At 39.1% G+C, this 22,134-nt stretch carries 23 protein-coding genes; 3 read left to right on the top strand and 20 right to left on the bottom strand.

The genetic code is table 11. The annotated features are described in order from the left end of the window. Positions 1-133 precede the first annotated feature (133 nt). From BFM98_RS24010 to BFM98_RS13855, 3 genes are read left to right on the top strand one after another with little or no spacing between them, the layout of a single operon-like run. Complete coding sequence (locus BFM98_RS24010) at positions 134-304, top strand: hypothetical protein (protein ID WP_175400755.1); 171 nt, start codon at positions 134-136, stop codon at positions 302-304. A 24-nt stretch (positions 305-328) separates the two neighbouring features. Further along, positions 329-820, top strand: coding sequence for a cupredoxin domain-containing protein (locus BFM98_RS13860; RefSeq protein WP_004269330.1), 492 nt, complete (start codon positions 329-331; stop codon positions 818-820). Further along, positions 807-2,468, top strand: coding sequence for a b(o/a)3-type cytochrome-c oxidase subunit 1 (locus tag BFM98_RS13855; protein WP_066037680.1), 1,662 nt, complete (start codon positions 807-809; stop codon positions 2,466-2,468). The genes BFM98_RS13860 and BFM98_RS13855 overlap by 14 nt, the downstream gene beginning before the upstream one ends. A 174-nt stretch (positions 2,469-2,642) precedes the next feature. Here BFM98_RS13855 and BFM98_RS13850 read toward each other — a convergent pair whose 3' ends face one another. The 20 genes from BFM98_RS13850 to BFM98_RS13755 form a co-directional block, all read right to left on the bottom strand. After that, positions 2,643-2,909, bottom strand: a complete 267-nt coding sequence (locus BFM98_RS13850) for a hypothetical protein (protein WP_066037679.1) — start codon at positions 2,907-2,909, stop codon at positions 2,643-2,645. 336 nt (positions 2,910-3,245) lie between these two features. Then, entirely contained in the window at positions 3,246-4,742 is a 1,497-nt protein-coding gene (locus BFM98_RS13845; protein ID WP_066037678.1) for a carboxypeptidase M32, read from the bottom strand. 76 nt (positions 4,743-4,818) lie between these two features. Continuing rightward, complete coding sequence (locus BFM98_RS13840; protein ID WP_066037677.1) at positions 4,819-5,913, bottom strand: helix-turn-helix domain-containing protein; 1,095 nt, start codon at positions 5,911-5,913, stop codon at positions 4,819-4,821. 267 nt (positions 5,914-6,180) lie between these two features. Then, positions 6,181-7,128: a malate dehydrogenase gene (mdh, locus tag BFM98_RS13835; protein ID WP_016991928.1), complete on the bottom strand. Its 948-nt coding sequence runs from the start codon at positions 7,126-7,128 to the stop codon at positions 6,181-6,183. Next, entirely contained in the window at positions 7,128-7,496 is a 369-nt protein-coding gene (locus BFM98_RS13830) for a BMC domain-containing protein (protein ID WP_016991930.1), read from the bottom strand. The genes mdh and BFM98_RS13830 overlap by 1 nt, the downstream gene beginning before the upstream one ends. Then, a complete protein-coding gene (locus BFM98_RS13825; RefSeq protein ID WP_004269324.1) occupies positions 7,489-7,773 on the bottom strand; it encodes a EutN/CcmL family microcompartment protein in 285 nt (94 codons plus the stop codon). The genes BFM98_RS13830 and BFM98_RS13825 overlap by 8 nt, the downstream gene beginning before the upstream one ends. Positions 7,774-7,809: 36 nt before the next feature. Continuing rightward, positions 7,810-8,679 (bottom strand): phosphate propanoyltransferase, encoded by an 870-nt coding sequence (locus BFM98_RS13820; protein ID WP_009370493.1) that lies wholly within the window; start codon positions 8,677-8,679, stop codon positions 7,810-7,812. Positions 8,680-8,691: 12 nt separating this feature from the next. Beyond that, positions 8,692-9,282: a phosphate propanoyltransferase gene (locus BFM98_RS13815; protein WP_054550779.1), complete on the bottom strand. Its 591-nt coding sequence runs from the start codon at positions 9,280-9,282 to the stop codon at positions 8,692-8,694. Positions 9,283-9,410: 128 nt separating this feature from the next. Beyond that, positions 9,411-9,689 carry a BMC domain-containing protein gene (locus BFM98_RS13810; RefSeq protein WP_004269321.1) on the bottom strand — a complete coding sequence of 93 codons (279 nt, stop codon included), beginning with the start codon at positions 9,687-9,689 and terminating at the stop codon, positions 9,411-9,413. Between the two features lie 20 nt (positions 9,690-9,709). Next, positions 9,710-11,200, bottom strand: a complete 1,491-nt coding sequence (locus tag BFM98_RS13805) for an aldehyde dehydrogenase family protein (protein WP_066037676.1) — start codon at positions 11,198-11,200, stop codon at positions 9,710-9,712. Positions 11,201-11,215: 15 nt separating this feature from the next. Further along, entirely contained in the window at positions 11,216-11,866 is a 651-nt protein-coding gene (eutL, locus tag BFM98_RS13800; protein WP_036077522.1) for an ethanolamine utilization microcompartment protein EutL, read from the bottom strand. 11 nt (positions 11,867-11,877) lie between these two features. Next, complete coding sequence (eutC, locus tag BFM98_RS13795; protein ID WP_066037675.1) at positions 11,878-12,888, bottom strand: ethanolamine ammonia-lyase subunit EutC; 1,011 nt, start codon at positions 12,886-12,888, stop codon at positions 11,878-11,880. Between the two features lie 9 nt (positions 12,889-12,897). Then, positions 12,898-14,268 (bottom strand): ethanolamine ammonia-lyase subunit EutB, encoded by a 1,371-nt coding sequence (locus BFM98_RS13790; RefSeq protein WP_008176446.1) that lies wholly within the window; start codon positions 14,266-14,268, stop codon positions 12,898-12,900. Between the two features lie 5 nt (positions 14,269-14,273). Then, entirely contained in the window at positions 14,274-15,695 is a 1,422-nt protein-coding gene (locus BFM98_RS13785) for an ethanolamine ammonia-lyase reactivating factor EutA (protein ID WP_066037674.1), read from the bottom strand. A 17-nt stretch (positions 15,696-15,712) separates the two neighbouring features. Continuing rightward, positions 15,713-16,213, bottom strand: coding sequence for a EutP/PduV family microcompartment system protein (locus BFM98_RS13780; RefSeq protein WP_054550775.1), 501 nt, complete (start codon positions 16,211-16,213; stop codon positions 15,713-15,715). Between the two features lie 10 nt (positions 16,214-16,223). Continuing rightward, the gene (eutS, locus tag BFM98_RS13775) at positions 16,224-16,565 is read right to left on the bottom strand and encodes an ethanolamine utilization microcompartment protein EutS (RefSeq protein WP_004269314.1); all 342 of its coding nucleotides are present in this window, start codon (positions 16,563-16,565) and stop codon (positions 16,224-16,226) included. A 26-nt stretch (positions 16,566-16,591) separates the two neighbouring features. Continuing rightward, positions 16,592-17,836 carry an ethanolamine utilization protein EutH gene (gene eutH, locus BFM98_RS13770; protein WP_066037673.1) on the bottom strand — a complete coding sequence of 415 codons (1,245 nt, stop codon included), beginning with the start codon at positions 17,834-17,836 and terminating at the stop codon, positions 16,592-16,594. An 83-nt stretch (positions 17,837-17,919) separates the two neighbouring features. Next, complete coding sequence (locus BFM98_RS13765; protein ID WP_004269312.1) at positions 17,920-18,498, bottom strand: ANTAR domain-containing response regulator; 579 nt, start codon at positions 18,496-18,498, stop codon at positions 17,920-17,922. After that, positions 18,491-19,897 carry a sensor histidine kinase gene (locus tag BFM98_RS13760; protein ID WP_016991941.1) on the bottom strand — a complete coding sequence of 469 codons (1,407 nt, stop codon included), beginning with the start codon at positions 19,895-19,897 and terminating at the stop codon, positions 18,491-18,493. Before BFM98_RS13760 ends, BFM98_RS13765 begins: the two co-directional genes overlap by 8 nt. A gap of 280 nt (positions 19,898-20,177) precedes the next feature. Continuing rightward, positions 20,178-22,085 carry an ATP-dependent DNA helicase gene (locus BFM98_RS13755; RefSeq protein ID WP_066037672.1) on the bottom strand — a complete coding sequence of 636 codons (1,908 nt, stop codon included), beginning with the start codon at positions 22,083-22,085 and terminating at the stop codon, positions 20,178-20,180. Positions 22,086-22,134 lie beyond the last annotated feature (49 nt).

The following is a 22,134-nucleotide window of genomic DNA, read 5'->3' as shown; positions in this document are numbered from 1 at the left end:
AATCATTAAACAAGCCATCTCAATGACTTTTGAGATGGCTTGTTTTTTTTCTCTCTTAAATTCTTCACACTTTTTTCACATAATTCCCCTAGAAGTGTGATTTTTTTCACATCAAAATGTAGGGGATTTTTATATGATGACAGTAAGAAACACAACAATAAAAAGCGTAGGAGGAGCAAAAATGGCAAATAAAAAGAAGTCAGATGAAAATTTAAAAGGTTCACTCTATGCAGTTTTTGGAGTAGGTATTATCATCATTTTACTTTGGGTGTACTGCTTCGATTTGTTCATTGGACGGTTTTAATCTACGAAGAAGGGACAGAAATATATGCACATACATAAGTATGAGAAATACTGGCTTGTGTTTGGAGTTACCACTTTAGTGGCATTCCTGATCATTCTCGGTATCGGAGCATTTCATCAAGGCTCCCATCCAAACAATGGTAAAAAAACACTAGATTACGAGAAAGTGAAAGAGACAGCGCCTTTTGATAATCCAGGTGTCCATAAGGTTGAAGGTAAAGATTGGGATTACGAAGTGGTAGTAGTTGCTTCTGCATTCAATTATAATCCTCCACAAATTGAGGTTCCACTTGGTGCGAAAGTGAAATTTATCGCGACAAGCGAGGATGTTATGCATGGTTTTGAGGTTGCAGGTACGAATATCAATATGATGCTTGAGCCTGGCTATATTTCGGAATATGTAACAGAAGTCAATAAGGTCGGCGAGTTTTTAATCGTATGTAATGAGTATTGTGGTACAGGACATACGATGATGCACTCTATGCTAAAGGTGGTGGATTCAAATGAGTCACACTAATTCAATGACAAAAGTGGATCGTCGAGATGCAAAGCTAGCAATGGCACATATTTACGTGGCATTTATCGCATTGTTATTAGGTGGTCTTGCAGGTTTATTACAGGTTTTTGTACGTTCTGGTCAATTTACTTTACCAGCAGGCATTGGTTATTATCAAGTATTAACAGTTCATGGTGTCTTACTCGGTCTTATATTAACTACATTCTTTATTTACGGCTTCCAAATTGCAAGTGTAAGTCGAACATCCGGTACATTCACTGATACTCAGAGAAGACTTGGCTGGATTGGTTTCTGGTTAATGACGATCGGTACAGCTGCTGCCGCAACGATGGTGTTATTGAATAAAGCAACTGTTCTTTATACATTCTATGCACCATTAAAAGCACATTGGATTTTCTATTTAGGTCTTACATTAGTCGTAGTTGGTTCTTGGGTTGGTGGAGCAGGTCAAATTTTACGCTATGTCCAATGGCGCAAAGAAAATAAAGCGAGTGGACAACGCAGCCCGTTACTATCATTTATGGTAGTTGTTAATAATTTAATGTGGTTCGTGGCAACGCTTGGTGTTGCAGCTTCAGTTTTAATTCAATTGTTACCATGGTCCTTAGGTTTAATTGAACGTGTCGATGTGGCATTATCACGTACCCTTTTCTGGTATTTTGGTCATGCACTTGTATACTTCTGGTTATTACCTGCCTATATGGTTTGGTACGTGATTATTCCAAAAGTAATTGGCGGAAAAATTTTCTCCGATTCTTTAGCAAGACTTTCGTTTATGCTGTTCTTACTCTTCTCTATTCCTGTTGGGATTCACCATCAGTTAACAGAGCCTGGTATTGATGGTACATGGAAGTTCATTCAAGTTGTTTTAACATTTGCTGTAATCGTGCCTTCTCTCATGACAGCCTTCTCGATGTTTGCAATGTTCGAGTTACGTGGACGTGAATTAGGTGGCAAAGGACTATTTGGTTGGTTTAAAAAATTACCTTGGAAGGATGCTCGTTTCTTCGTACCATTTATCGGTATGGTGTCATTTATTCCAGGTGGTGCTGGCGGTATTGTCAATGCCTCTTATCAAATGAACCAATTAATTCATAATACCATTTGGGTTACAGGGCATTTCCATTTAACGATTGCAACAGCTGTTGTGTTAACTTACTTCGGTGCGGCGTTCTGGTTAATTCCACATTTAACAGGTCGTACACTTTCGAAGTCTTTAAATAATCTTAGTAATTTCGCTGGTATCTTATGGGCTACTGGTATGACGATTATGTCTTCTGCAATGCACATTGCTGGTCTGTTCGGCGCACCTCGTCGTTCAGATTACTCCGAATATGGTGGCGCTCAGCAGGCTTATGATTGGATTCCTTATCAAATCGCGCAAGCTGTGGGGGGAACAATCCTCTTTATCGCCATCCTAGTGATCATTTATATCGTCGTGAAATTAGCTTGGTTCGCACCTAAAGGTGACGAAGAATTCCCTGTAGGTGATGTACATGAGCTTAGCGGTCCAACACCAGCTATTTTAGAAAACTTTAAAATCTGGCTTGTTATTTTAGTAGCCTTAATTTTATTCGCTTACACAGTACCAATTATCGATATTATTTCAAACTCACCAGCCGGCTCTAAAGGCTATCAATTGTGGTAAGCATCCAAACGCATCTTCCTATAAAAAAGCGATTTCTCTGTAACGAGAAATCGCTTTTTTCACTTTATAATCAAAGCTTGTTCTTATTGAATGGCATCGATTAAATTTCTAAAGTTCGATAATTTTTGAAACTCTTGTTTTACAAAGCACCTCGTTAACTCAATTAGTAATACATTATTTAACCAACGTTTGAAGACTTATTAACACGGGGGCATACACAATTAGTGGAATAAGCAAAATGACTGCACCAATTTTTCTATTCCCCTTTTGTAATAATAAAATAGTAGTCAAGAAAAATAATGGATAAATAATAAATGTAATTATTAATACACCATCAACTACTTGATATAATTTTCCTGTAAATGCACTTATGAATGGAATTGAAATCCATTCTAGTACGCAAAATGCAATAACCAATATCCACAACCATTTAAGTGTCACCATAATCACCCCTAAATTTTTTAAAAAAGTATCATACATAAGCTACACAAAAAAATATTTACTCAACAATCTGGCCAGATTGTTTAACACAATAGTTCAATTTAAAAATGACTCTTTATTATGTTGAACATTATATAAAAAATATTGATGTAACATGAAATGTAGCTTACTTTCAATCTTAACTTGTAATTTTAGTAGCCTTATTTATATTAGCTTACACAATTCCAATCTTCGAAATTATTTCAAATTCACCAGCGGCTCAAAGGCTTTAAGCTTTGGTAAGAATATTTTCAAAGCAACAAGCGATTTCTCATTTTAGAGAAATCGCTTGTTTTTCTATAGCTGATATAGCTTTGTATATTTTTCTTGTAAATAGTCTGCTAGGTACTTCGCATTTAAGCCTTCCCCTGTCGCTTCTTGTAATAGCTCGAATGGCTTTTTCAATGCCCCATATTGGTGGACCTTGTCTGTTAACCATTCACGAATAGGTAGTAGCTCTCCCTTTTCTAGTAATTCATCAAAATTAGGAATATCCTTGTCCATCGCGTGCTTCCATTGCGCTGCATAGATCATTCCTAATGCATAGGATGGGAAATAGCCAAACATGCCACCTGACCAGTGCATGTCTTGTAATACTCCCTGTGCATCTGTCTCAGGACGAATACCTAAATATTCCTCATATTTATCATTCCATACCTGTGGGAGATCCTTCGCCTGTAAATCGCCATTGAAGAGGTCACGTTCAATTTCATAGCGAATCATGATATGTAATGGATATGTTAGTTCATCTGCTTCAATGCGAATCAATGATGGTTCTACCATATTGATGGCACGTAAAAAATCGGCTAATGCAACATCGCCAAATTGAGCTGGTGAGAAGTGTTGAAGACGCTCATAGTTATGCTCCCAGAACTTTTCATTCCTGCCGACAAAGTTTTCATAAAATAATGATTGGGATTCATGAATCCCCATCGATGTACCAGTAGCTAATGGTAGACCAGCAAGTTTTTCATCAATGTTTTGCTCATACATCGCATGACCACACTCATGAATCGTGCCAAAAATAGCTGAACGGAAATCATTTTCATCATATTTAGTGGTAATACGAGCGTCACCATAATTTAAGCCGATCATAAATGGATGGACACTTTCATCCAAGCGACCAGCATCAAAGTCATAGCCGAGCTGAGTAAGCAATTCTAACGATAATTCACGCTGTGCCTCACGCGGGAAATGCTTAAATAGCATGCTAGTATCAGGCTTATTCGATGAATGAGCAATTTTTTGAACAAGCGTCACAATAGACTCTCGTAATTCACCAAATACTTGATCTACGACATCTGTTGTCATATCTGGCTCATATAAATCTAGTAATGTATTATATGGAGATCCATTTTTAATGCCCCAATATTGAATGAATTTTTTCTGCCATTGAATGATTTCTTCTAGGTATGGTAGGAATAGAGCAAAATTATTCGTTGCCTTCGCTTCTTCCCAAGCCGTTTCTGCCTTCGATTGAAGAATGACGAATTCTTTGTATTCATTCGCAGGAATTTTTTTATTTTGATCGTAATTCTTTCTTACTTCTTCTACTAGACGCAGTGTTACATAGTCAAGATCAGCTTTTTGTGACTCTAATGCTGCTAGAAGCTCTCCTAGTTCTTCACTCGTCTGCATATCAAATAAGGAGGCTGATAATGTACCAATTACCTCAGAACGTTGTGCTAACCCCTTTTTCGGTGCACCCGTCCGCATATCCCAATAAATCACATTGAGCGCTTCCTCATAATGCTGCATTTTCTTCACATAGTCTGTAAATTGTTGAACAGTCATGCATTCATCCTCCTTTTCACGTTATTATTTTATCATATTTTCGAAAATTTTGTATATTGCGGACTTTCTAGGGTAATTATTCAGAATATTCCTTTTTTATCTTCTCTATTATTTTAATATATTGTCTATCCCCCAATCCATAGTGTGGAAATAGAGAAAATAATTGCTTTAACAGGTCATTTTGAGATAGATGGAGGTGTTTTTTTATATACACAGTGATCTCATTCTCTTCATTTAAATAGCTGAAAAATAATTGAATGCCCTGATACATGACAGGTATAAGCGTTGTCTTGGGCAGACGATGGTGCATCAATACTTCCTGATAGACCTCCCCATACGGTCCAAGTTCTATCTCTGTTTCTTCCACTTCATAGGTCATTTCCTTGACCATATAATAATAGACTTTGCCTTGATAGCTTTGTTGCTCTAGGAAAGCGAGGACTGTCAATAAATTCATCTGACAAAACATATCATCTCCAAACCATAAAACAATACATTCATAGTCATTTGTTAACAATGGCTTTAACGGATTCAATGTCACCTGCTCATATTGTTGTAAAGACACCTCATGCCCTATAGCGCGTAGTTTATTAAATTCTTCACTGAAAATGGGACTAATCGTTGGATTCGCACACATCGCTTCATTGAAAGGAACGTAATCGCTGTTGCCCATTAATTGTTGTTTTGCGAACTCCTCATACATCATTTGACCATTTAATACATTCAATAGCTTCTGATCGTATTGCGCATTCATCTTCTCTTGTAATACTTCAATTTTTAATTTCTGAGAAATATCCATCGTCAACCATCCTCCATCATCCTGTAATCTCAACTTTACAAAGGTTTGTAAAGGTTTAGGGGACTTTCTGTAATCATTCGGACTTATACCAAAGTACCTTTTAAAAGCTCTAGAAAAGGATTCCTGCGATGAAAAGCCGTAGTGAAAGGCGATGTCGATTATTTTCTTTTGGGGATCTTTTAATGCAGTAGTAGAAAGATAGATTTTACGTAGTGATCGATATTTTTTAATCGTCATCCCTGTCGCCTGATGGAATTTAAAAGAACAGTAATAAGGAGAATAACCCATATCCTTTCCTAATTGCTCCAATGAAAATCCTTCTGATAGGTGACGCTCAATCCAATCAATCATCTCCTGTACAATGTTGTTCATCCACATCCCTCCTAATTTCATTATAGTAGAAGCGATAATGATTTTTATGATATAAGTTGTGAATGAAAAAAACTGCAGCAAACTTTAAAGTCTGCTACAGTTTCTGCTCCCATAAATACAGGAGAGCTTTCTATATAATTGGGGATTTATACTAGCCTTCAAGTCATGTTCGGTTTCCAATCAAACATTTTTTGAGCTATCATGAAGCTTTATTGGAAAGAAAGTTGGGGATCCTTTCGATCCGTTGAAAAATAGAGTCTGTTTACTCTATTCAATGTTTTGGCAAATAGCAATTACCTGTTTCACAGCTTCTGCAGAGTGCTGAAGGGCTGTTTGTTCTTCATTTGTTAGGTGCAATTCAATGACAGATTCGATGCCATTGCCACCTAAAATAGTTGGTACCCCTAAAAAGAGATCGTGGTACCCATATTCTCCTTCTAATAGGGCAATAGAAGGGATAATTTTTCGTTGATCTTTGATAATAATTTCAACCATTTGGGCACACGCTGCTGCTGGTGCATAGTAGGCACTACCATTACCTAGTAAGCCAACAATTTCACCGCCGCCTTTACGCGTACGCTCTACGATTTGCTGTAGTCGTTCCTGAGGAATTAGTTTCTCTAATGGAATGCCGCCTGCATAGGAATAACGGATTAATGGTACCATTTCATCGCCATGTCCTCCTAGGACGAAGCCTGATACATCCTCTGGTGCAATGTGAAGCTCCTGCGCCACAAACGTGTTGAAGCGAGCTGTATCTAATACACCAGATTGACCAATGATACGATTTTTGGCAAAGCCTGTTTCCTTATGACACACATACGTCATGGCATCAACAGGATTACTCAACACAACAACAATACTATTTGGAGCATAGTGTTTAATTTGTCTTGAAACCTGTTGAATGATTTTAGCATTTGTTGTGACTAAGTCATCCCGACTCATTCCTGGTTTACGTGGAATACCTGCTGTAATAACAACAATATCCGCGCCAGCGATATCTTCATATTGACTCGTGCCTTTAATGGACACATTGAATTTTTCGATGGGGCCTGTTTGTAGCAAATCCAAAGCTTTCCCTTTTGTCGGGTTCTCGGCCTCTGGAATATCAACAAGCACTACATCGCCTAATTCTTTCTGTGCTAAAAATAAACTCAGTGTGGAACCAGTGTGGCCTGCTCCAATAACAGCGATTTTATTTTTACGAAATGCCATTATGCCTCACCTCGATTATCTGTCGCCGATGTTGTTTCTGTTGTTTTTTTAGCACGGGTTGCTGCTGGTGCAGAGACAGCCTTTTTCTTTGGTGCCTCTGGTCCTTTAATCATTTTAAAGACATCTTCATCAGGTCTCGGAATGACGTGAGCGCCTAATAATTCACCAACACGCATAGCTGCTGCTTTTCCAGCCTCTACTGCAGCTTGTACAGAACCTACGTCACCCTTCACGACAATCGTCACGATGCCACCATCCACAAACTCTTGTTTGACGATTGTGACGTCTGACGCTTTAATCATCGCATCAGCAGCTTCATAAGAGCCTACTAATCCTTTTGTTTCGATCATTCCAATTGCGCTACTCATTGTCCTCACCTCTCATTACTTCCGTAGAATCAATAATACCAATGACAACTGCATCAATCGGTAACGGATTATCTTTCATAATATAGCGAGATGACCCACCACTTGTAATCAGGACATCATCACCAATACCCGCTCCTATACGATCAGCTGCAACCATTTCTGTGCGAATCGGCTGTTGATTGGAATCAATAGGTTGAATGATTAGTAGCTTTAAACCATTCAGTCCCTCTTCCTTGCGTGTTGCCCATACACTGCCTATCACTCTTCCCATTTGCATGAACTTCACCCTCTTTATGCGACACACATTGTCTAACTACTCTGAACGAATCGTTAATGTTTTATTTAACTCTCGCAGCTTATCATAAGCCAATGCTGTCACAATGGTTTTCTTTGGAACGACAATTTCTTGTGCATCGATATCGAGCACTTCTATTTGTGAAAGTAGCTTTTTGTCATAATGATAGACGGACGGTTGCTCTACTTTCTGTACGACTGGCGACTGCTCTTTCACAGTGATCATAGGTTCACTTACTTGATGATGCACGATTTCTGCAAGCGTTCCTTGCTGAATTAACCCTGCATTTGCTTCATCTGTATCAATATGCATTTCTAAGCGATAGCGCTCTGAAACACGGATAACCACATTCGATAAAATAATTGGGCGAATACCTTCTACCTTAATTTGGACAGATTGCCCATCTACGACTTGGAATCTCGCACTATCCGCTGGGGACATATGAATATGTGCCTGTGCAATAATGAGGCCTTCATTTAACACAACACTTCCCTTTGGACCAATTAATGTAACAGGACTGGAACCTTGAATATCACCAGAAATTCTTAATGGTGGCTTCAGACCTAATTTCATAGCATCTGTCCAGCTTACTTCCACTTGTGATAAGGAACGAGCGGGACCAAGAATACGCACGCGCTCAATTGACCCTTTTGGACCTGCAATTACTACAGTTTCCTCCGCAGCAAATTGCCCTGGCTGTGAAAGCTCGAATTTCGGTGTGAGCTGATAATTTTCACCAAAGAGCTGTTCAACTTCTGCTTGTGCAAGATGGACATGGCGGGCAGATACACCAATCGGAATTTTACCGTCATGTGGAGGGGAAGATTGATTTTTTAAGACTTGTTGCAGAACTTCTTCCACAATTTTTTGCACTAAATTTTCTTGCATCTTGCCTCCTCCTTACGATGATACTTTTATTAATTTACCCTGTGCCTGCTGTTCGATAAAACCAGCATTTGCTTCATCCGTATCAATGTGCATTTCCAGACTAAAATCATTGGAAACACGTACAACGACACCTCGGAAAGTGACAGGTCGATCACTTACAACTTCTACTGAAACTAATTCATTATTGCGTACTTCCAATGCTTTGGCATCTTCCTCAGTCATATGAATATGCGCTTGCGCAATGATGACTCCCTGCTGGATCTCTATTTCTTTGTCTTGAGAAAGTATTTTAATACCCGCAGAATTGTCAATATCACCTGATTGACGTAAAGGTGGTGTCACTCCTAGCTTCATGGCATCAGTGCGGCTTACCTCTACTTGGGTTGCTGGTCTAACAGGTCCAAGGACACGGACATTATGAATAACGCCTTTAGGTCCCTCAATAGAGACGCGCTCTTTTGCAGCAAATTGCCCTGGCTGTGATAAGTCGAAATCTTTCGTTAGGGTTGCATTTGGACCAAAAAGTGCTTGTAAATCCGCTTCACTTAGATGGATATGACGAGCCGAAATGGCCACTGGAAAAGTTTTTGTTGCTGTTGTCATGTTAGCCACCTCTTTATTTTGTTGATTATTTTATCAGGACAAGGTGAGAGCTGTTCTAAAGTTAGATCCAGCTCTCTTCTATAAATGGTAGTTATTTTTCCATCTATAGCGTTTGAAAGATCATGAAATTATGCTTCTGCTTTTGGTAAAATCATTTCTAATTCGTGATGTGGACGTGGAATTACATGGACAGATAATAGCTCTCCTACACGTTGTGCTGCTGCTGCCCCTGCATCTGTTGCTGCTTTTACTGCACCTACATCACCACGTACAAGAACTGTTACGATCCCGCCACCTACATGTACTTTGCCTACTAAATTAACGCTTGCTGCCTTTACCATTGCGTCTGCTGCTTCAATTGCTCCTACTAAACCTTTTGTTTCTACCATTCCTAATGCTGTACTCATTTGTCATTCCTCCAAATAATTTATTTATTTTGTAATGTGATTTGTTTTAATACTTGATCGACAATTTGTTGAACCATCGTTGTATCAAGAGTAGGTTCTTGTGAAACTACCGATTCAACCACGGACTGTACTTCGAATTCTGGTTTTGGCACTTCGACATCTTTAATGCCATACGCCATACGTTTGATATTTAATAAATGTCTTGCTGTAATGTTGTCTGACGTAATATTGCCGCCAAATGTCCCACAGCCTAATGTAAAGGATGGTGCTAAGCCCGTTGTGCCACCTACTGCACCAATTGAGGATAATGTATTAACCACAATTCGTGATACTGGTAATTCGACAGAAAATTGCTCTGCTAATGCTGCATTTTCAGTGTGAATTGAGCATGTATGTCCACGTCCTCCAATATTGAGCAGGTCAATCATCACCTGCTTGGCTTCTGTACTGTTTTCAACAACATAAAGCGCAAAGATTGGTGATAGTTTTTCAAGAGAAAATGGAATATTTTTACCAATCATTGTTTCGAAGCCCACAAGAACTTTTGTATCGTCTGGTACCGTAATACCAACAGAATCTGCTAGGCAAGTAGCTGATTTACCGACAATCTGGGGATTTACTTTCCCAGGAACTGGCGAGATCAATTTTTCCATTTTAGCTTTTTCTTCGGCATTTAATAGATAGGCACCATTTTTCTTTAATTCTGTTTGCACTTGCTCTGCAATCACCTTATCCACAATAATGGCTTGTTCTGTTGCACAGATTGTGCCATTATCGAACGATTTACTTTGCACCAATTGACGTACAGATTTTTGAATATTAGCCGATTTTTCAATATAAGCTGGTACATTTCCTGGCCCAACCCCATAGGCAGGTTTGCCAGAGCTATAGGCCGCCTTGACCAATGCACCACCACCCGTAGCTAAAATTAAATGGATGTTTGGGTGCTTCATTAGCTGCTGTGTTGCCTCCATGGAGGACATTGTTAAACATTGTAGTAATCCTTCTGGCGCACCTGCTTTTTCAGCAGCTACTCGACAAATATCTAAGGCCTCTTTTGTACATTTCACTGCATATGGGTGTGGACTAAGCACTAAACCATTTCTCGTTTTTAAAGAAATAAGTGTCTTAAAGATCGCTGTAGAGGTTGGATTTGTTGTTGGTACGATACCAGCAATAACACCGAAAGGACTTGCAATTTCGGCTACTTTTTTCATCCGATCATAGCCCACAATACCAACTGTTTGTAATTCTTTAATATCTTCATAGACATCTCGTGAAGCTACTTCATTTTTCATCTTTTTATGGTTAGGAATACCCATTCCTGTTTCTTGCACAGCCATTTTTGCTAAACGGTCTGCTTCCTTAAAGGCAGCATCCGCGACAGCCTTTACAATGTTGTCTACTTGTTGCTGAGAAAATTGCATATAGGCAGCCTGTGCTGTATTAGCATGTTTAACGGCATCTCTCATTTCCTGAATCGCTAATAAGTCTTTGTCTAATGTGGCCATAAAGCCGCCTCCCTTCTAGATCACTGGGTTTCTAGCTATATTTTCAATAGCTTCTCTGAATGCATGTGCCGCAGCCTCGCATGAAGATTGACTGCCAGTTAATAAGCCGCCCCCAAAATTGGTTTCAGATGGAGGACCAAAGAAAACCTTTAGCTCAACATCTGCAGCCTTTAATGCTGCATCTAATCCAACAACTGCCTCAAGCGGCGGTGCGATTAAATAAGCAAGTGGGGTGCCAACCTTTACATCTGCAAGCTCAGCAAGATACGTCCCACAGCTTGCCACGGTATGGGCAAACAAGGCATGATTGTCATTATTATTAATGGCTTCAAAATACGTATCAAATTCAATTTTTTGTTGAATGGCATCAAGACCACTACGAATTTCATCAGGTGAGCTTCCAGCAATAATGCCAATCACTTCACCTGACAATGGACCAGACGCATGTGCCGCTCCAGCATAAAAGCTTTTTGCATAAACAACATCGACATCTGCCTTTTTCGTCGCCTCATCTAAGGCAACATAGCCAACATCGTCGATTGTCAGTGTGACAAGCCCAATGCTATGATGATGTGGCTTTAAATCTAACTGCTCTGCTAGTTCACTGTTGACTCTTGGAATGGTTTGCATCGCCAAGATTTGCGCCATAATTTTTTGAGGATACATATTTCAGCCTCCTAACCTTCTTTTGCGACAAGCTCTACGCCACTTGCCTGATAACGCAGGATTTTTTCTACGACTGTGCCAAGATAAGCTCCCGCTTCTAATGGTGGGATACCACCCTTATGGATATTTGAAATTACCATACGTTCCGCTTCCACTGTCCCAATTCTTGGCTTGTAGCATAAATATGCACTCATCGATTCTGCTGATACGAGCCCTGGACGCTCACCAATTAGATAAACAATAACCTCTGCCTGTAGCAGCTCACCAATCTCATCCATTAAAGCAACACGCCCTTTATCGATATAGAACGTAGTACCAATGTCAATATTTAAATTGCTAAGACTTTGCTGAAGGGCTAAGTAAACATCTTGAACATTCTCCTCAATCGCACTTGCACTCAAGCCATTCGAGATAATAATCTGTACCTTTGGCTGTGGTTTACATTTTTGCTGAATCAATGCCTTTGATTCTTCTGATAAACGACGCCCTAAGTCAGGTCTTGTAATGTATTCCTCTTTATCTGTGACTTTCGTTGTGACCTGAAAGACATCAAGCTTTTGTAAAAGATCTTCTGTCACTTCGCCATATACAGCATCTACCGCAGCAGCATGATCAAGTCGGAATTTCAACCAGGTTTTCGTTTTCGGTCTTGTCCCTGCTCTTCCTACACCAATACGAGCAGGTGTATGTTTCTTAGCAGCCTGCACACTTTCACTTAACGAGCCCGCCTCAAACTGAAAGGGCTTGATCGGCACAGCGTCATTTACTGGTTGTTCGAAAGTAGCAGAAGTAACCGTCGTTACTTGCTGTGGAGCTCCATGCTGATACAGCTGAATTAATGGCTCCTGTGATGTTGCTATAGCTTCTGTTGTTCCTGAAAAACGATTTTCTACTGTATCATAAAATTTAATAAGTGGTTGTTCTGTTGGAGTAGCTGCTATTTCAGGTGTTTGGCTACCTGTACTTTTCTCCATCTTCTCCATGACAAGCTGTGTAATCATAGAAACTAATTGATCATTCACTTGACTCACCTACCTTTCAAAAATGGATAAATCGCCAGCTCTTGCTGACAGTCGACCATTTTCATAAATGCCCATTTTCTCTAACCATGCTAAATACTCTGGTGCTGGTTTTTTACCAAATGTTTGGAGTAATGTAGCCACATCATGGAAGCTCATCGATTGATAGTTGAGCATCACGTCATCGCCCATTGGCGCAGCAATAATAAAGTTAACACCAGCAGCTGTCAGCAATACACTTAAATCTTCAACATCATTTTGGTCTGCCTTAATATGGTTGGTATAGCAAATATCTACCCCCATAGGAATACCATGCATTTTGCCCATGAAATGATCTTCGAGACCTGCTCGAATTACTTGTTTATTGTTGTATAAATACTCTGGGCCAATAAAGCCAACTACAGTGTTCACAATATAAGGATTAAAATGTCTAGCAAATCCATAATTGCGCGATTCCAGTGTTACTTGGTCAATGCCCATATGTGCCTCTGCCGATAGCTCTGAGCCTTGACCTGTTTCAAAGTAGAATAAATTTGGACCAGTACCTGTTCCTTGTTTTTTAATGAGCTCCTCTGCTTCTCTTATTAAATCAGCAGAAATACCGAACGAACGGTTAGCAATTTCTGTGCCTGCGATACTTTGGAAAATCATATCTGCTGGGGCGCCTTGTTTAATTGCCTTCATCTGTGTTGTAATATGAGCTAATACACAGTTTTGCGTAGGAATGGACCAATCATTGATGAATTCCTTTGTAGCTGTAAGCACTTTTTTGACACTTTCAACTGAATCATCTACAGGATTAATGCCGATAACAGCATCCCCAATACCATAGGACAGTCCTTCTTTTAGAGAGGCGATGATGCCATCAATATTATCTGTCGGATGATTTGGCTGTAGACGAGATGACAGCGTCCCTTTTTGACCAATCGTAATATTACACGTTGAAAGTATTTCAACTTTATTGGCTGCATGTACAAGATCTAAATTGGACATTAGTTTTGTAACAGCGGCAATAATCTCGGAATTCATCCCTTTACTTAAACGCTTTAATTCACGATCACCCGTGTCATTTGATAAAATGTATTCACGCAGCTGCTCGATGCTCCAGTTTTTGATTTCTCCATATATTTGCTCATTAATATCGCCCTCAATAATGCGTGAAACCTCATCATTTTCTTGTGGCACTAATGGGTTTTCGCGGATATCTTTAACTAAAAGCTCACTTAATACTGCCTTTGCTGCGATCCGTTGTTGAACCGTCTCAGCGGCAATACCTGCTAGCTGATCGCCTGATTTTTCTTCATTGGCCTTAGCCATAACATCTTTTAATGATTTAAAATTATATTTTTCTCCACCAAATATCACCGATAAGTTCACATTCATCCTCCTTACTTTGAATGGAAGGCAAGGGTCTTCACCACAACAGGAACGACGCCAGATGGCAGAACCTCTCCAATGTCGATGTAATCGCCCGTTTCCACTTTAATTTGATCAATGCAAATAATTGGTACTGTCACATTTATGGCTTGTATGGTCTGTCCAATAATCTTTGCATAATCTGATTGAATGACTATGATAATTGGTATGTCCTTAGAGCATCTTGTCGCCAAATGTAGCAAAATGGCCTGACACAATGCATGTACATCCTGAAAGCTTAAATATGGCAATTCACTAAAATAGAGGGCAAATGGCGAACGATTGTCCTGTATAGAAAATAGATCATTTGCTCTCTCTACTGCTGTCTTCACCGTCGAGTTGAAGTCTGTTGAAGGATCTATATGACAATTGAAGACAGGTACATTTTTTAGTGGTAATACCTGTGCATCCACCTGAATGGTTGCCCCACTGATTTCAGTGGTTTGTGTACCAGCACCAGTCACTGTTGCACGTGCTGTTTCCTCTGGTCGTAACCATAAAAATGATTGTAGCTGTTCATGCTGAAGTAGCATTTTCGCTAATTTTTCACCAATATCATCATATTGACGCTGGGTACATTCATTTTCATAAATACAAGAGGCCACACCACCCGTAAAAACGATGGCATCCACAGGTTTATGCCAGTTTGGTAAATGCCCTAGTAATAATGGATGCTTTTCATCTCTGCATTGCCCATGAAGAATCATGGCAAGTGTTTGCACCATTTCTTCAATACAATGTGTCACTCGAATATCTTCGGCCGCATCACCGACCGCTAACGGATTAGTCCATCGTTCCATCAATCGCATGAGTGGCGGAGAAATTGATTGAATCTTGCCATCCTTAAACTCAATCAATCTACCACCAACATGTAAGGTACATGTACCAATGACCTCTCCAAATTGCATAACAGCAATATTCGCTGTCCCTCCACCAATATCGATATTGGCGATGACTTTGGATGAATTCTTTGATTGCTGTAAAGTACCTGCCCCTTTGGCAGCAATGATGCCCTCTAAATCAGGACCTGCGGTAGCAACTAAAAAATGACCTGCGCCATCTGCAATGGTATGGACAACCTCACTTGCATTTTCCTTCGTGGCTGATTCACCAGTAATGATGATGGCCCCAGTTGCAATATCAGATGGAGCAATTTGTGCCAATTGATACTGTTGAGAAATAAATTCCTCTATCTTTTTCATATCAATGATGTCTTTATTGATAAAAGGGGTTCTAATAATTGGACTTTGATGCAACACCGTTTTCTCAATAATTTCAATCCTTGGCACATGTGTTACGCCAGCCACATTCTTTAACAGAAAACTACTGACAACCATTTTTGTGGTACTTGTCCCAATATCAATGCCTGCACTAAATATTTTTTCAGTTTTCACCCTACACCTCCCTCTCGCTACTGTGAGCAATACATGAGATACGGACTATCGCTTTCCTTAACAAATTGTCGAATTTCTTCATTTGTCTGGAGTTGAATCAATGGTTCAATCAATTCAATGCCAAGCTTTTGCCAGGAAGAGGTTTTCACGATAGGGCCCTGCGTCATAACATTTTTTAATAAGGCGGTAGCCCTTTCTACATCTGCATCAGGGGCATCAATCTTGGTAATAACCCCTATTTGTATTTTGGGAATCCCTAAGCTGAATTGCGGAGGGAATACACTCCTTGCTGATGTGGCATCCTGCAAGTAAATCACATGGGTTACTTCCAAAGATGTTGCCATTATATTTCTGTAATACATTGGATTTTCAACATATTCACCTGGTGTATCAACAATCCAGTCATCATAAACGAGTGCTTGTGTTTTGTTGGCACTGCTTTCTTTGCCCAACAATGTATTCATCAATGTTGACTTTCCTGCTTGCACACCGCCTATTATCATTACTCGATTTTTCATATGACACATCCTATGATTTTGTTATTTTTGATGGTGTATAACCTAATACCTCGGATAAAAAACGATTGATTTCTAACATCGCCATTTCTACCTCTGACACACTACCAACAATAACGAGACTACCTGTAAAACGATCTAAAAATCCTAGTTTGACATTGGCAGCCTTTGTTGCTAAGTCTCCTGCAATAATTACCGTTTCACTTGGCGTACAAGTCATAATGCCAAGGGCACCTGCTTCTTGGATACCTAGCTTTTGAAACATTTCTGGATCAGGATTGGCAATAAGGTGACTCAATGTTAGCTGTTTACCCGGCACAAACTCCTGAATAAATCGTTTTTTCTCTTCACTCACACGTCATCACCTCACTTTTTAATCAATTAAGATTGTTGATCTGTTAAATACTCGCCTTCTTTGATAATGCCAGCCTTACGATCTTCAATTTCCAACCTTAATGCAGTTGGTACTGAAAGCTTATAGGCTAAAATAATCGCAATAACACCCGCTAAAAACTTCCCTGCAATAACAGGTAAAATAATGGTTGGCTGGAAGTTCGCCGTGAATGATAAGTGATCACCTAATAAAAAGGCGGAACATACACCAAATGCAATGTTAATTACTTTGTCTTTTGGTGGCATATGGCGAATTAGTGTAAACATCGCTAAAATGTTCGCAATCGTTGCTAAAATCCCAGCACTTCCTATAGAGGATAAGCCTAATTTTTTACCAGCTGCTTCAAGTGGCTTGGAAGCATACTTTCGAATTAGATACACCATTGGGAAGGCACCCGCTAGCATAATCCCGATATAACCGGCTGTTTCTAATGCTCGGAACTGATCGATTTCATCAGCCATGATTGGATCGAAGCCCCACGCGCCAAAAATCTTTGTAAAAATACCTGTAAAAATCTCAACAATAGAGAACACTAACACCAATTTAATTCCCGCATCCATTACACGACCGAATACCATGAAGCCAGTAATCATGCCGTTTGGAATAAGCTTTAAGCCTAGTGCGATTAAGATAACGAAAATGAATAAAGGTAGTAAGTTAATTAATATTTGTAAAACAGAAATGGCAAATACATATGTAGGAGCCTCTGTTGTACTAATGACTTCACGTACTTCTGTGTTGAATAGCACAATCATGATCGAAGAAATAAATGCACCAATCGGAATTGTTAAAACGCCAGCCATAATTCCTAGCGCCATGTATTTATGATCACGCTTATCCAACATCGCAAGGCCCATTGGAATTGAGAATACGATAGTAGCACCTGACATAAAACCAACAACAAGAGCCATTACCCATCCCTCATAAGACTCCTTTAACGCATTGGCTAATTGGTAACCACCCATGTCCGAGGCTAAAATCGTCGTCGCTGCAATCGCAGGATCTGCGCCAATTAATTCAAAAATCGGACTAATAAAATGACTAATAAACCATGTTAAGTAAGGTATAGCTGCCATGATCCCTGCTGCTGGGACAAAAATATGACCAACCGTATGGATCCCATTCATAAATTCTTTCCCAATTCCATACTCAGCATCTCGGATAGCTCCGATTGCCCCTAAAACAGCACAAATCATAATAATATAAACGATAACCGTTCCTATCATTGCCATCTTACTCATCACCCCTTTTTTATTTATAAATTTATATAAAAAAAGGCACTTTAAAGAAGAAATCTCTTTAAAGCGCCTTTGCTTCAACTATTGACTTGTAAGTTGTTAATAATTTGCTGTGCAATATGCACCATTTCCTGTTGTGTTTGCATGCTTTCATTGCGAATCTTACGGTAAGCCTCGTCCTCGCTTATATTTTCAGCCTGCATCAGCAAGCCCTTCGCTCGTTCAATGACTTTTCGCTTATCTAATTGTGTTTGCTTATGTAAGATCTCCCCATTGAGACGGTTGAATTTATCAATTTGATGAAAAGCAACCTCAAGCACAGGCAACACATTTTTTTCAGAAAACGGTTTCATTACATATCCTAATATATTATCCTGCTTCATGTATAGCAACAATTCTTTTTCACTATAGGCCGAGATGAAAAGAACGGGTATACCAAGCTGTTGTTCAATAATTTTACTTGCCTTTAAACCGTCAAGTTTAGGCATTTTAATGTCCATTAAGATTAACTGAGGTTTGTGTAAAAAGGCTAATTCAATGGCTGTTTCCCCATTGTTCGCTTGTGCTACAACTTCGTAGCCGTTATCTTCTAACATAAACTTCAAATCAATCGCAATCAGTGATTCATCTTCGACAATCATAACTTTCCTAGTCATTTACGATAAATACCTCCTCACTTACAGGGAACTGAATTTGAGTATGTGTACCTTCATTACTAGGGATAATTGAAAATGAGCCAGCTAAATCATATTCTACAAGCCTTGTGATAATCTCCATACCAAAAGATGCCTTCACCTCTTGCATTCCAACGCCGTTGTCAGAAATATGAAGCGAAATTGTAGAATCTTCCTGAATGAATTGAATATCGATAACTCCTTCATCACGTCCGATAAACGCATACTTTAATGCATTTTGCAGTAGCTCACAAATAATGAGTGCTAAAGAGACTGCCTTTTTTGAATGGCAGAACAGCTGCAAATTTTCATGATGAAAGGCTAGTTGAATAGTTGCTGTATTAGACGTACCAATCATTTTATGACCAATTTTTTTAGCTAATGCGATAACGTCTACTCTTTCTTCAGCGTTATCTTCATTTTCTAAAATCAGCTCATACACCGATGAAATACTATAGATTCGATTTAATGCCTCTTGAAACGCACTTGCATTTGAAGCAGACAGATCATTTCGCATTTGTAAACGTAATAGACTTGTCACTGTCTGAAGATTGTTTTTCACGCGGTGGTGAATTTCTCGTATCGCAAATGTTTTCATCATTAGCTCATTTTCTTTCAGCTTAAGCTCTGTTAGATCATGAATAATGAGTAGCGTGACTTTCTCGTTATGACTGCGAATAGGAATCTTCTTCACAATAAAGGACTTACGATCAATCGTAATTTCTAGGAAAAAGACATCGTCGCCTTTATCATAGACCTCCTGTAAAAAAGGTAAGATTTTATCCAACGCTATATTGTCAAAATTTTCTAATCCAGATAGCTCCGAAATAAAATGATAGCCTGCTGGATTACTATAAATCACTTTATTTTCGTGATTTGTGAGAATAATCGACTCTACGAGTAAATCAGAAACAACTGGAATTGGTTGAGAATTAGGTTCGACAATATGCTCAATTAATGCAAACGGCATATTTTGAAAATCATCCTTCGGTGTCGTTTGCATCTTCACCATTTTTTCCTGAATCAACACAGCAATTACTTGCTGCTGCTCATTAAAAATGGGAATGACATTTTGCTCCACCGTTATGCCTTCCTGCGTAATTGCTCTGGAAATGGATGATTTTTCTTTATGTTTAAACGCAGCAAATACGGCTGGTTCAAAACTTTCAAATACGAATTTTCCGATAACTGATTTTTCGTATAAACCAATCTCTTTCTTCGGGAATGCCTCTGCCACAACAATTGCATGTGGTAAATTCTCCAACAGGCAATCTATGAACATGTAACAATCAGTCAACTCAGCATAATACGTTAGCGTAGCCTCTATTTCTATTAACTTGTCAATATCCGTTGCCGATAGATTTGTATATTTTCTACACAATGATTGAATGTTCGACAGGTTTAAGCCCCCTATCAAGGAATAGTCAGCAAGCAATTTGACTATTCTTAAAAATCTTTGTCATTATTATAAACCTTTTGTGAAATTATTTTCAATATAAAAAATATATTCTTTCACAAGATTTCGTTGCATTACAAAGAACTATATAGCTTAAAAGAGAAATATTCAACAGTTTTTTAAAGATCCATAATTTAACTACACACATAATGTTATTTCGATATAACAAAAAACGAGCTTACCGTTTGGGTAAACTCGCTTCTTTCTATTTTATTTCTGGTACAACTGCTACTATATTTTCAAAGGCTGCGCGCTGCTTTTGTTCATCTTCATTTAATAAAATGTGAATATCACCATGGTCATTCGATGTACGAATTAAGCGCCCCATCCCTTGCTGCAAGCGTAATTGCATGAAAGGTAATTCCACTTCCTCAAATGGGTTTTCGGCAAATGTACGTTTCGCATCAAATAATGGGTCCTGTGGAGGAAATGGTAAATCATAAATAATCACACGTGTTAATGCTTCCTCAGGCAAATCTAACCCCTCCCATAAATGATATGAACATAATGTTTTAACTGTTCCTTGCTGGAAGTCTCGAACAATGGCTGATAGCTCTCGATCTCCCTCAAATGCTACATACATACGTTCCATTAGCGGTAATTCTGCCTTGAAGTTTAGCATGGCTTGCTTCGATTTAAACAGAATCAACGTTTGCTCATCATCACGCAGCAACTGCTGAACACGCGCTGTTTTGTCTCGTTGTGTAAGCTCATGTAAATAGATTTTCATAACCTCTTCATAGTCGAATGGGGATGGTACAGAAAATGATTGGTAATCTCGAATTCCTAAACTATAGGCAATATAAGAAAAGTCTTTATTGACCGATAGAGTGGCAGAAGAAAAGACGATTGGAAGCTTTTTAGAGAATAATTTTTCTGCTAAAACTTCTGTGATTAAACGAGGCATAATGACGAGCGTTTCTTCACCATCTGTTTCCTCTAACCAATCTACTGCATCTCCCTGTGCGATGAAAATACGCAACGAAGCCTCATATTGTTCTAAATATTCTTCCGCCATATTTAGCTCATATTCAGGAATCATGTACATTTCTGATTCAAAAACGAATTCTTCCATCAATGTTTCTACATCATCTATTAATTGCTTCCCATAAGCAAGCAATGTTTTTGATTTGTTTATGCGTTTGCGATCTTCATTAGAAGCAACGATATCATCACGAAGCTGATCAAAAAATAGTTCATGATCATCCTGTAATTTCTCCATTGCATACAGTGTGCGCTCGCGTACACCATCTACCATTAAGCGCTCCAGTAATTGCACGATAGTCGTCGCCTGTACTTTATAGGTCATCGCTTTTTGCGCAGCATACTCCAATAAATGTCCTTCATCCAGCACCATCATTGATACCTCAGGCAGTAATGCTAACTGACCTTCACGCTCACGAGATTCCTTTGTAGCTAAATGCTCCATTAGAAAATCTTGTGAACAAATAACAAGATCGGTTGATTTTCGATAATGAGAGCGATGCAATGTTTGCCCACAGCGATTACGAAGGTCACAAACCGAACATTGCATAATCGAATTGTAATTAACCTTTTGCCAATCCTCATCACTGACTGTTGGATAATCACTGCGTTCCCCATATGGATGAACAGCAATCATCGAACCTTGTGCATAAACACCATCAGGGATAGAAAAGGAAATATCATCAATCCATTCATCCGACTCCACTTTCTCTGCTTCCTCAAAGCGTTTTAAGCATAAATACTGATCTCTCGATTTTGCTAGTCGAACATCAATATCAAGTCCTAACGTTTTTTGGAGTTTATAAATATCGCCCCCCTCTTTTACAAGTTGGTCGATTAATGTTTCATCTGCACAAGCAATCAACGCAGGTTTCCCTGTGTAACGTGCGTAGGAAATAGCTGGAAGCAAATAAGCGATCGTTTTGCCAGTTCCCACTCCTGCCTCTGCAAAGAGAACATTTTTTTCTTTTAGTGCTTGTTCTATTTGATAAGCCATAAAGATTTGCTCATCACGGCATTCAAAGCCCTTTTCTGGTAATTCATCATAAAGAACATCGCCCATCCAGTCACCTAATGAATCGAAAAATGAACGGTCCTTTGATAATGCAAATGGTAAAGATTTACGCAATTAATGTTCCCCCTCTAACTATCTGGTGCTATTATACGCGACGAAACGG

The organism is Lysinibacillus sp. AR18-8 (genome assembly GCF_001705465.1).
GTDB classification, from domain to species: Bacteria; Bacillota; Bacilli; order Bacillales_A; family Planococcaceae; genus Lysinibacillus; species Lysinibacillus capsici.
This window is presented reverse-complemented; position numbering and strand designations above follow the sequence as displayed.

Coding starts and splice junctions, on each gene's coding strand:
- BFM98_RS24010 (WP_175400755.1), top strand. CDS start 134: ATGATGACAGTAAGAAACACAACAATAAAAAGCGTAGGAGGAGCAAAA.
- BFM98_RS13860 (WP_004269330.1), top strand. CDS start 329: ATGCACATACATAAGTATGAGAAATACTGGCTTGTGTTTGGAGTTACC.
- BFM98_RS13855 (WP_066037680.1), top strand. CDS start 807: ATGAGTCACACTAATTCAATGACAAAAGTGGATCGTCGAGATGCAAAG.
- BFM98_RS13845 (WP_066037678.1), bottom strand. CDS start 4,742: ATGACTGTTCAACAATTTACAGACTATGTGAAGAAAATGCAGCATTAT.
- BFM98_RS13840 (WP_066037677.1), bottom strand. CDS start 5,913: ATGAACAACATTGTACAGGAGATGATTGATTGGATTGAGCGTCACCTA.
- mdh (WP_016991928.1), bottom strand. CDS start 7,128: ATGGCATTTCGTAAAAATAAAATCGCTGTTATTGGAGCAGGCCACACT.
- BFM98_RS13830 (WP_016991930.1), bottom strand. CDS start 7,496: ATGAGTAGCGCAATTGGAATGATCGAAACAAAAGGATTAGTAGGCTCT.
- BFM98_RS13825 (WP_004269324.1), bottom strand. CDS start 7,773: ATGCAAATGGGAAGAGTGATAGGCAGTGTATGGGCAACACGCAAGGAA.
- BFM98_RS13820 (WP_009370493.1), bottom strand. CDS start 8,679: ATGCAAGAAAATTTAGTGCAAAAAATTGTGGAAGAAGTTCTGCAACAA.
- BFM98_RS13815 (WP_054550779.1), bottom strand. CDS start 9,282: ATGACAACAGCAACAAAAACTTTTCCAGTGGCCATTTCGGCTCGTCAT.
- BFM98_RS13810 (WP_004269321.1), bottom strand. CDS start 9,689: ATGAGTACAGCATTAGGAATGGTAGAAACAAAAGGTTTAGTAGGAGCA.
- BFM98_RS13805 (WP_066037676.1), bottom strand. CDS start 11,200: ATGGCCACATTAGACAAAGACTTATTAGCGATTCAGGAAATGAGAGAT.
- eutL (WP_036077522.1), bottom strand. CDS start 11,866: ATGTATCCTCAAAAAATTATGGCGCAAATCTTGGCGATGCAAACCATT.
- BFM98_RS13790 (WP_008176446.1), bottom strand. CDS start 14,268: ATGAATGTGAACTTATCGGTGATATTTGGTGGAGAAAAATATAATTTT.
- BFM98_RS13780 (WP_054550775.1), bottom strand. CDS start 16,213: ATGAAAAATCGAGTAATGATAATAGGCGGTGTGCAAGCAGGAAAGTCA.
- eutH (WP_066037673.1), bottom strand. CDS start 17,836: ATGGCAATGATAGGAACGGTTATCGTTTATATTATTATGATTTGTGCT.
- BFM98_RS13765 (WP_004269312.1), bottom strand. CDS start 18,498: ATGACTAGGAAAGTTATGATTGTCGAAGATGAATCACTGATTGCGATT.